This window comes from Domibacillus enclensis, assembly GCF_900156125.1.
GTDB classification, from domain to species: domain Bacteria; phylum Bacillota; class Bacilli; order Bacillales; family Domibacillaceae; genus Domibacillus; species Domibacillus enclensis.
The window spans coordinates 1-9,126 of the sequence record NZ_FTLX01000019.1; the positions used below are offsets into that span (position 1 = coordinate 1).

Genomic DNA, 9,126 nt, shown 5'->3' on the forward strand with positions numbered 1-9,126 from the left:
TCTGCTCACCAAGCCGTTTTCCTTGCAAACTTCTGCTAGTGTAAAAACCGAAGACCTTAAAATCAAGTGCTTAAAAGAAAAAAATCAAAAAAAAAAGAAAAATGAAGCCTTCTGATTAGGGTTGTAAGAGGGCTCAGACGGATGAGGATTTGATGGTTGTGGGCAACGTGGTTTTCGTTGTCCATGACCATCAAACCACAAGTAGTTCACCAACCGAAGGGCGGTAGCGTGCGGGGGACAGTTCAAAGCTTCAACCTGTTTTGGGTAGCGTGATGGATCTTCAGAAACCAGAAATAAACGATTGGAAAATGAAAATAGAAAAAGGATGGTTCTTTCCTGTAAGATTTTAATGAGTAAAGATCGTGAGGAGGAATACACATGGACAACGACCAAGCGAAAGCCTATGCGGTTTTGGCTCTTGCCGAACTGGGCTATTCACGAGAAGAAATTGAAAAAGTAAAAGGCCGAATGGCCTTGCTCATGGATCTAACTAGTGAAGAAGAAGCGGAAGAAAAAGCGAAAAAGGTGTTGGACAAGATGGCAGGGCTTGAATAAGCCTTGTCTTTTTTATGCAAAGCCGGATGTGGGGCTGCTTTTTAAAAACCTGGAGCGGAAAGAAGGAATCTTTTTCTTTTATACGGAATGGATGTATAAAAGCGATCCGGATGGATCGAAAGGAGATTTCGGATGAAGCTCAAAGATGTACTGGAACTGACGCTGACGGATTCACTGGATTTGATTGCGAAAAATCACCTTGAAATCGGGAAAAATGCGGCTCGGGATGCGCTGAAAAAAGCGGGTTGCTATGCGAAAAATGGGCGGCGTGGCTGGTTTTATGAAGGAGATCCGGCTGTTTTGGAGAAATCAATTTATGATTTTATTGAAAAAAAGAATACCCAGACTTCTGTAAAACCAGAAAACAAACAAACTGAATTAAAAGTTGAAAAACAAGAAAGAAAGATAACTGGAAAAGAAAAAAATTTAAAAAAAGCAACATACGAGGTTGAGGAGTGGGTCCATGATGAGCTGAAAATTCAGGCGATCCGGCAGAAACAAACGATTTCAGAAATTGTGAATGAGATTTTGAAAAAAACAGTTGAAGAAAAGGGAGCAGATCACGGTTAAATTTTTTAGAAGAGCTGATGCTGTTCTAAAAAGAAGCAGCAGCGCACGCTCAAGATGAAGGATAAAATATACCGATTTCCGGTCAGGATCTTTGCTAGAAAAAGATCGGATTTTTTCTAGCAAAGGCTGTTCTTCGTCTTCTCTTTTGAGCTGTGCTGAACGATTTTAGGTGTCAAAAAATTTGCCATTGGGCTTAATTTGCTGTCAAATTTTTTGACAGTACCCCTGTTTTTAGTGTCAAATTTTTTGCCGAAACGGACATTTCGTGTACCCATGAAAACACTAGGCTCTGCCTAGTACCACACGGAAAGTGGGGTCATGTTTTCCTTATGCTCTTCTTGCTTTAGAACCGATCAGCAAGGGAGCAGCCCTTTTTCTCCGAAGGTCCAATGCAGCGCATTATTCTTGGCCAGCCATCCCACTCGTCCTCTTTTTTAGAGGGTGCATAAGTGGGCACTCGGAAATGTATCCGTGAATTTTTTTTCGAAAACGGATTGTTTTATTTTTAAAAAGGCGCTCGTGACAATCAAAAAGAATCGAGGCTTTTTCTTCATTATCAATCTAACACGGAGCAAATTAAAACATTCATGTACAATAGCATGAAGAGGTGAAGAACGCATGGAAAACGCACAAGAATATGGAGCGTTATCAAAAGAAGTCGCCCTCCATTTGAACATAAACCCAAACACGTTAAGACGCTGGTCTCTTGAGCTTGAAAAACACGGGTATCACTTTGAACGTAACAATAAGGGACAGCGTATTTACTATGAACGCGATCTCCGTGCGTTATCCGAATGTAAAATGATTTTAGAAAAAGGACAATCTATGGAGAACGCAACGAAGGCGATTGCATCAAGGTTCATAGAGCAAAACAACGCTCAAAAAACGCTAGGCGTTATTCTCGATTCGAAAGAGGACGCTGAGAATATCACGTTATCTAAGCGTGATTTAGAATCAATCGTTGAATCGGCTGTGATGAAAGCGATGGAGAATGAACGAGAGACACTCTTGGAGGCCATCCAACTGAAGATGACCGATACGATTGAGCAGCGTGATCGTCTGCTTATGCAACAGTTAAGCCAAAAAGTGCTCGTCGAGACAGAAGAAAAAACAGCAGCAAACGAAAGAAGGTCCATCTTTTCCTGGCTGAAGAAGAAGCGCTAAGTTAGAAAAGACCTTGCTCGCAAAAATGATCGGCGTATTTTTCAAAATATGGAGGGGTATACATGAAAGCAACGGGTGTAGTGAGAAAGCTGGATAGTTTGGGGCGCATTGTCGTTCCGAAAGAGGTGCGTCGGACATTTCAATTGAATATAAAAGATCCTGTAGAAATTTTTACACATAATGACACGATTATTTTGAAAAAGTATGAGCAGGATATGGCGTGTATGGTGACGGGAGAGGTCAGATCGGAGAATGTTTCTTTATATGATGGCAAGATTGTTGTCAGTCCGGCAGGTGCTAAGTTATTGATTAAGCAACTTGAAAAAGTAGTAGATAAATAAAATATAGTTTATTTAGGATAATGTAAAAACCAGAATTCTTCTTTTAAAAAAGAATCCTGGTTTTTCTGGTATGCTTATTGTGAAAATTTGAAGTAATTAGAATGCATACAGTTTATATGGTCATATCTACAAGGGGAAGTGTCCCCAAAATACGGATTTAAAACTTTAAGCTTATTTATTCTTCTATAACTTCTATCTTAGTAGCATGCGCAGCCATCGGCGCAGAGTGCCCGTATTTGTCAAAAGTAACTTTAACTTTTTGGCCTATTTGGAGAGAAGAAAGTATTTCTTCATCAATATCTTCTACGCTAAAGTGAAAACCTTTGCCCTCGTACTTTTCATTTAACAAATCATTTAATTGTTTTTGGTCTTTTCCGGTTATTTCAGCCGTTGTCATTTCTGGTATAACCCATAATTTACCATCGTTAAACTTCTTAACAATATAGCCTTCTTCAAAATTTATCTGGCTCACTTCTTCTTTTTCATCGGTAGGTAAATTTTCATTTGAAGAAGAGGTTTCTTGCTCATTTTGAGTATGGTTATTTGATGAACAAGCTGCGAGAAAAACTATTGGGATACACAAAGCCAGAAATAGTAATTTGAAGCCCATTCGGTTAACTCCTTTACATTAAAAGTTCTTTATAGCTAAAGCTATCGAGGTGTATCACTTGAATAATTTTATTTATTTCATCAGTTCATCTGCCACTTCCAACAACAGATCCGTTTTCTCACCAGCCAAGGTATAGATATTGCTATTAGTAATAAGATGTAAGGTGTTTATATTCATATCATTTTCATTCAAAACACCTGTGATTCCAGCTAAATTTACCTTTTTATAACCGCCCACTTCTGCTGGATACCAGGTATCCATTTCGTTGACTAGTTTGTTCACACTGCCATATTGATTTATGCTTTGTGCAACTAGCAATTCACCATTTTCGGCATTAGTAGGGTAAAACATGCTGATTCGATAACCGCCTTCTGCTAAAGGTTCCGAGCTTACACCCCTCGCTTCTCCCGTAATAAAAGCGATATTTCGTTTTTCAAGATTTAAAGGAATTTTGATTTCTTCATCCTTTACTTCTGCTATATCGACTGTTTGAAAAAGAAGTTGTTGAGCTGAATTAGACTTTGTTTCTTCCAAAGACTTTGCTTGTAAAGCGTTCTGCTGGGTCTCCGCAGAATAAGAAGTAGCATGATAGGTGCCGAGAACACAGGTAAGACTGATTGCCACAACCCCAGAAAAAATTAACCTTTTTTTCATTAAATAAAACCCCCTAAATTGGATGGGAGAGTTACGAATCCCATATATCCCCTACTGTACCAATTATTGAATGGGATTAAAAGTGAGAACTAAAAACTATTAGGATGAATAATTTTCATTAAATTTCCTGTCTTAAAATAGCCTCTTTAAAGCGTGTCTATTGTATTAAAATTTCTTAATAAACAGTTTGGGTCTAATGTTGAGCAGTATGTACGAATGCAACATAAAGGGTATTATGTTTTATTCAGCTGAAAAGAGCCAGAACTATTTAGTTCTGGCTCTTTTCAGTCCGCAGGATAGGCTTTTTTTCTATACCAATAAAGAGTCTCGATAATAAGCATAAAAATTGCTGCTAATCCGATGTATTCTATTTGTTTCGTGAAGATTGCGAGAAATAATGCAATAAGCAGTATCAGGAGTTTAATTCTGTTTTTGTTTAACAAACATTTTGCACCTCAACTTATGGATATATTTAGAATTAGTTGAAATTATATCATATTTACTTATATTCACAAATGCAACATAAAGGATATTATGTTGCATTCAACCAGAGACAAGAAAACAGGCGTTATCCCTTCATTATCAAGGGATGGCGCCTTTTTTGGTTGGACTGTCGCTTCTTCAATGCAACATATAAAAGGTGTATGGTATATTAAACACAACAAATTGAATGAAAAATGAGGGGTTTTGATGGCGAAAAGACAGGGGCAAAACACGGTTGATCCGATCCGAGATCCGGAGCAGATCCGGGCGATGAAAGAGCATTTGCTTCACCAGTCGTACCGGGATTATTTTCTGTTTGTCTTCGGGCTGAATTCGGGGCTGCGCATTAGCGATATCGTCGGGCTTCGGGTGATGGACGTCCGGAACACCGATCATTTGCGGGTGAAGGAGAAAAAAACGGGGAATACCCGAAAAATTCGCATGACAGGGGCGCTCAAACAGGAAATTGAGAAATACACACGCCAGATGGCCGATTCTGACCTCTTATTTCCGTCCCGGAAGGGGAAAGGTCACATCGGGCGTGAAACCGCCTGGCGGGTCATTAACGGGGCTGCACGAGCGTGTGGTATTTCAGGCGCCATTGGCACGCATACGATGCGAAAGACCTTCGGCTACCACTTTTACCAGCAGACAAAGGATGTGGCCATGTTGCAGCAGATCTTTGGGCATTCAGCGCCTTCGGTGACGCTTCGGTACATTGGTATTAACGAGGATATGATGGATCAAGCATTGGATCAGTTCTCTCTCTAATTCGAATGTAACAGTTTGATGGTGGAATTGTAAAAAAGCAAAAGGAAGGGCGTCATTCAAAAAAATTGTTCCTGAAAAATTCTTTTTGAAGTGAACGATTTATCAATGTTGTTACAGTCTGAATCAGAACGAGTGCCCACTTACGCACCTTCAAAAAGTCGCTGTGGGTTTTCACTTCGTTTTGGGTTAGTGCCCATCTATACACCCTGCCGATTTAGCATCTTGCAGTATGAAGAAGGGCGAGAATAACACGTTGTGTTGGACCGTTGGACAAACGTCATTTATGAAAAAAGCGCATAACGTGCTGAAAAGATGCCTGATTAACTATGATACGGGAAGACAGCAAATTACGGGATCCACAGAAACGGTGATTGCCGGCTGTAAAGAGAATTGAAAGGTGTGATCGCCATGGTTCACTCAGAATTGGACCATGGCCAAAATAAATGGGATCTTGCTGTGGTTCACATGAAAAATTAAATTAAAATTACAGAGTAGGTTGTTATTTTAAAAGATATTCTCCCTTTAGTAAGTGTAAGGAAAAAGAGCTTTCAAGGAGGAGAATTTAGTGCCGCAACATTACACTGCTTTTAGGAGAACAATACATGTAGACCCAAGCTTTCCTGTTCATTTTAATGTAATCAGAACAGGGATCAATAATATCCGTACAGAAACTATTTTAAAACCTTTAAGCCAAACTGATTTCACGGGTATTAATGGCGGATTCTTTACAGGACCGAGCTACAATCAACCCCCTACTGAGGGAAGGTCAATTGCTTTCCATATTGAAGATGCAGGTAAGCTCACTCCAGGTAGTACCTCAGTTTACCGAAATTGGAATTACAACGGTTCAAGTACAGATTATAAACGGCAAAAAACACTAATTTTACGCAATAACAATGGCACAATTTTGCCGCATTATCAATATGTAGCAAAAGCAAATGATGTTTTAAATCAATATGATAACGTTCGTCAAATTATAGGTGGACGGGACTATAATCCTGAGAATTGGGGCTCTGATTCTTACAGTCTACCTTTGCCAAGGACTATTTTAGCCTGGACGGCTACACAAGCGTATTTGATGGTTTCAACTGGAGTGTCTATTCCGGACTTAAAAAAGACAATGGAGCTAATGGGTTCAGGCATTACTCCCATCAACTCAATCGTACTAGATGGATCAGGCTCTTCATGTATGCAAGTTACATCGGATAGTGATTTTAATTTGCGCGGAGGGAATCGTTATTTATTTAACTGTATTCGTTTGGCTCGTAATTTTTAAAAGGAAAAAAGGAAAAGGTTTCTCTTTTCCTTTTTTGCATATCTAAGATATATTAATTGCTAAATTTATGTTCAATTAATGTGTATAAGAGACCTACCACTGCATAAATGTAGCAAGCTGAAAGATAACTTAATTGGTATTCTTCTATAAATTCAGAGAATAGAAGGTTAAATATAACTAGACCTAATCCTATATTTAATATGACTAGAATCATCATTTTAACAATTATAGAACTTCCTTTCTTATTTAAGAACCAAGTAAGGGGAAAAATAATCAAGGGTCCAATCAATGCCAAAGACGCTAATCCACTTAGCACGCCTACTAAGGCCCCGAGATTAGCAAATTCAGTGGTGGTAATCTTAGTCCCTTCAAATGAATTTAACATCCAAGTAGCTACTCCAAATAAAAAAGAAAATAAAAATATAAGGATAAATTGTTTTCTTGTAATTTCCATAGTTATATCACCATTTCATATTTAAGTTTATCTCAATGACATCGTATCATATTTTTAAATTTGTCAGTAGAACTAAGGAGGATTTATATGGAAATACCCCTTGAATGGGTTAACTTATTAAGTAATGTTGGTTTTCCAGTTTTACTCGTCTTTTACTTGTTAGTAAGAATTGAAAAAAGCTTTGAACAACTTGAAGATGCAATTGAGAATTTGCTTAATGAAATAAATAGAAAAACACCATAAGTTTTTCTGATTAATAGTGACCAATTGATAGCCCTAAAAATTTTTCGGGAAAAAATATAAATAACTTCTATTTTTGTAAAAAATAAGATATAATAAAACGAACAAAAGTTCTTTTTTGAGATCTATTTTTATAACGCATTTCAAATTTTTCACTGTACAATGGTTATTGTTTTTTGATGATTCTCTTTTATATTATCCTAATAGTTTTTTTTACCCTAAAAAAGAACAAACGTTTGAATTTTTTCTCGGGGGGCATGATAAATAATGAAATTACCCAACTTTATATTGGAAAATAAATTATTAAAGGAATTTTTCAGTTGTGAAGAAAACAAATATTTGTTTGAGAATTACCGAAAGACTAAAAATTCTAAAATAAAAAGGCAGTTAGATCAACGTTTTAAAATTTTTCACTTGAAAATTAAAGCGATAACTTATATGGACAAATTAATTTATTTTGAAGCTATTCATTTTGATAAAAAGGTACGCTCTAGAGAAGAGAAAGTAGCTTTTATTTTGGATGAAGAAATGGAAGATAAATTAAAATATATTGAAGTCTTACAAGGTGCTTCAATAGAACCTATACCTATGTACAATCTAGAAGATTATATTGAAGATGAACTTCTTTATAATGTTGTGAGAAGCCTCTCCGAAAAACAAAAGAACATTCTCCTTTTACTTTTTGTAGAAAACCAAAAAGAGAAAGAAGTGGCATCATTTCTAGGAATAACTCAACAAGCCGTATCTAAACAAAAAAATGCTGCACTTTCAAAAATAAAAAAGGAGTTGAAAATTCATGTCTAACGATGAAATTTCATCAATTATAAACTCCTTAGAACCTAAAATAAATAAAGCTCTTTATCAAACAGATTATAGACACCGAGAAGATCTTTCTCAGGGTATAAAAGAAAAAATGGTTATTTTATTAAAAAGCAACAAGTTCCATAACACACCAGGTTTATTTGAATTTATGCAAAAAACAGATCTATAGGGATAGAAATTTCGTCACTATATTGAGGGGACGGATCGGAAAATTCAAAAAATGTCTGGGAATGGCTTGTCAGACCGTTCCAATAGCGATACAATTCTAGTAATTTCATACGAGCGGACAAACAAAAAAGCCATCCCTTACGTTAGTGTTTCTCAGGCACTAACGGGATGACTTCGGCTTAACACAGTGCTTAGACCCACTGGTTAAACAGTTATTCGAGTGTTAGACGCACTTGAATAACAGTAGTCACACTAAACCCTTAATGTGACTACTTTAGATGTACCCATTATAAGCCCTCTAATACGCAGATTCAACCGTTAAATGTTGAATCGGTAAAAGGCTATAAAGGCGCCATCTCTTAACCAGCGGAAGGAAGCAGCGGTTAAGGGATGGCGTCTTTTTGTTTTTTCTGCTCAAGTGGGCAGCTGGCCACTTAAAAAAACAAGGTGTAATGTAGCCAATGCAAAAAATACATTCGGATAACGGCTCTCGTTGCATAGAGCCGGAGAACGTAAGCGGGGTAAAGGACACAAGCCCTGTATCAAGAAAGCCTACGGAGGATCGTCCTCTAATAACGATGATAGCCAAGACGTTAGCGGCAAAGAGTGTCTGGGGGGTCAAAGAAGATTCAGCTGTACGACTGGAGTTAATCAGTTACTCGTAAGCGGCGGCTGTAACACTGATTCACGGCTGTTCCTATGGATGGTTGATAGGGGCAGCGGATTATATAGCGAATCACCCGAAAGGGAACGGTGTAGGGCGTGGACACGCACCGTAAGGCGATGAAGCCTATAAGCTATAGGTCAATGGCAGACAAGCCGTTGGCAGTCTTATGCAACGTTCAGACAATACGGATACCTTAGCGGGCTGACGCTAGTATTGTGAGCAGATTTTAATCCTGTACCTTTTGCACAGGGAGAAGTCTGCTCACCAAGCCGTTTTCCTTGCAAACTTCTGCTAGTGTAAAAACCGAAGACCTTAAAATCAAGTGCTTAAAAGAAAAAAATCAAAAAAAAA

At 37.8% G+C, this 9,126-nt stretch carries 12 protein-coding genes; 9 read left to right on the forward strand and 3 right to left on the reverse strand.

Going from position 1 to position 9,126, the window contains the following annotated elements; translation table 11 throughout:
• Positions 1-378 precede the first annotated feature (378 nt).
• From BW952_RS19550 to BW952_RS18990, 4 genes are all read left to right on the forward strand, one after another.
• Complete coding sequence (locus BW952_RS19550; protein WP_156149419.1) at positions 379-555, forward strand: hypothetical protein; 177 nt, start codon at positions 379-381, stop codon at positions 553-555.
• Positions 556-687: 132 nt separating this feature from the next.
• Positions 688-1,125: a hypothetical protein gene (locus BW952_RS18980; protein ID WP_052698427.1), complete on the forward strand. Its 438-nt coding sequence runs from the start codon at positions 688-690 to the stop codon at positions 1,123-1,125.
• A 618-nt stretch (positions 1,126-1,743) separates the two neighbouring features.
• Positions 1,744-2,289: a MerR family transcriptional regulator gene (locus BW952_RS18985; protein WP_045850695.1), complete on the forward strand. Its 546-nt coding sequence runs from the start codon at positions 1,744-1,746 to the stop codon at positions 2,287-2,289.
• 62 nt (positions 2,290-2,351) lie between these two features.
• On the forward strand, positions 2,352-2,630 hold the full coding sequence (locus BW952_RS18990; RefSeq protein ID WP_045850694.1) for an AbrB/MazE/SpoVT family DNA-binding domain-containing protein: 279 nt from the start codon (positions 2,352-2,354) through the stop codon (positions 2,628-2,630).
• A gap of 175 nt (positions 2,631-2,805) precedes the next feature.
• Here the strand turns inward: BW952_RS18990 and BW952_RS18995 are convergent, their stop codons facing one another.
• Together BW952_RS18995 and BW952_RS19000 are read right to left on the reverse strand one after the other, a co-directional pair.
• The gene (locus BW952_RS18995) at positions 2,806-3,240 is read right to left on the reverse strand and encodes a DUF3221 domain-containing protein (protein ID WP_045850693.1); all 435 of its coding nucleotides are present in this window, start codon (positions 3,238-3,240) and stop codon (positions 2,806-2,808) included.
• Between the two features lie 72 nt (positions 3,241-3,312).
• On the reverse strand, positions 3,313-3,894 hold the full coding sequence (locus BW952_RS19000) for a hypothetical protein (RefSeq protein ID WP_045850692.1): 582 nt from the start codon (positions 3,892-3,894) through the stop codon (positions 3,313-3,315).
• Positions 3,895-4,584: 690 nt separating this feature from the next.
• Here BW952_RS19000 and BW952_RS19005 point away from each other — a divergent pair.
• On the forward strand, positions 4,585-5,148 hold the full coding sequence (locus BW952_RS19005; protein ID WP_045850691.1) for a site-specific integrase: 564 nt from the start codon (positions 4,585-4,587) through the stop codon (positions 5,146-5,148).
• Positions 5,149-5,713: 565 nt separating this feature from the next.
• Positions 5,714-6,424: a hypothetical protein gene (locus tag BW952_RS19010; RefSeq protein ID WP_045850690.1), complete on the forward strand. Its 711-nt coding sequence runs from the start codon at positions 5,714-5,716 to the stop codon at positions 6,422-6,424.
• 52 nt (positions 6,425-6,476) lie between these two features.
• Here the strand turns inward: BW952_RS19010 and BW952_RS19015 are convergent, their stop codons facing one another.
• Positions 6,477-6,878: a hypothetical protein gene (locus BW952_RS19015; RefSeq protein ID WP_045850689.1), complete on the reverse strand. Its 402-nt coding sequence runs from the start codon at positions 6,876-6,878 to the stop codon at positions 6,477-6,479.
• Positions 6,879-6,965: 87 nt separating this feature from the next.
• Here BW952_RS19015 and BW952_RS19020 point away from each other — a divergent pair, with 87 nt between their 5' ends.
• The 3 genes from BW952_RS19020 to BW952_RS19030 all read left to right on the forward strand — a co-directional run bounded on the left by BW952_RS19020 (position 6,966) and on the right by BW952_RS19030 (position 8,109).
• Positions 6,966-7,121, forward strand: coding sequence for a YvrJ family protein (locus BW952_RS19020; RefSeq protein ID WP_076496383.1), 156 nt, complete (start codon positions 6,966-6,968; stop codon positions 7,119-7,121).
• 264 nt (positions 7,122-7,385) lie between these two features.
• Positions 7,386-7,922, forward strand: a complete 537-nt coding sequence (locus BW952_RS19025) for an RNA polymerase sigma factor (protein WP_045850698.1) — start codon at positions 7,386-7,388, stop codon at positions 7,920-7,922.
• Complete coding sequence (locus BW952_RS19030; protein WP_045850697.1) at positions 7,915-8,109, forward strand: hypothetical protein; 195 nt, start codon at positions 7,915-7,917, stop codon at positions 8,107-8,109. The genes BW952_RS19025 and BW952_RS19030 overlap by 8 nt, the downstream gene beginning before the upstream one ends.
• Positions 8,110-9,126: the final 1,017 nt, after the last annotated feature.

Coding starts and splice junctions, on each gene's coding strand:
- BW952_RS19550 (WP_156149419.1), top strand. CDS start 379: ATGGACAACGACCAAGCGAAAGCCTATGCGGTTTTGGCTCTTGCCGAA.
- BW952_RS18980 (WP_052698427.1), top strand. CDS start 688: ATGAAGCTCAAAGATGTACTGGAACTGACGCTGACGGATTCACTGGAT.
- BW952_RS18985 (WP_045850695.1), top strand. CDS start 1,744: ATGGAAAACGCACAAGAATATGGAGCGTTATCAAAAGAAGTCGCCCTC.
- BW952_RS18990 (WP_045850694.1), top strand. CDS start 2,352: ATGAAAGCAACGGGTGTAGTGAGAAAGCTGGATAGTTTGGGGCGCATT.
- BW952_RS18995 (WP_045850693.1), bottom strand. CDS start 3,240: ATGGGCTTCAAATTACTATTTCTGGCTTTGTGTATCCCAATAGTTTTT.
- BW952_RS19000 (WP_045850692.1), bottom strand. CDS start 3,894: ATGAAAAAAAGGTTAATTTTTTCTGGGGTTGTGGCAATCAGTCTTACC.
- BW952_RS19005 (WP_045850691.1), top strand. CDS start 4,585: ATGGCGAAAAGACAGGGGCAAAACACGGTTGATCCGATCCGAGATCCG.
- BW952_RS19015 (WP_045850689.1), bottom strand. CDS start 6,878: ATGGAAATTACAAGAAAACAATTTATCCTTATATTTTTATTTTCTTTT.
- BW952_RS19020 (WP_076496383.1), top strand. CDS start 6,966: ATGGAAATACCCCTTGAATGGGTTAACTTATTAAGTAATGTTGGTTTT.
- BW952_RS19025 (WP_045850698.1), top strand. CDS start 7,386: ATGAAATTACCCAACTTTATATTGGAAAATAAATTATTAAAGGAATTT.
- BW952_RS19030 (WP_045850697.1), top strand. CDS start 7,915: ATGTCTAACGATGAAATTTCATCAATTATAAACTCCTTAGAACCTAAA.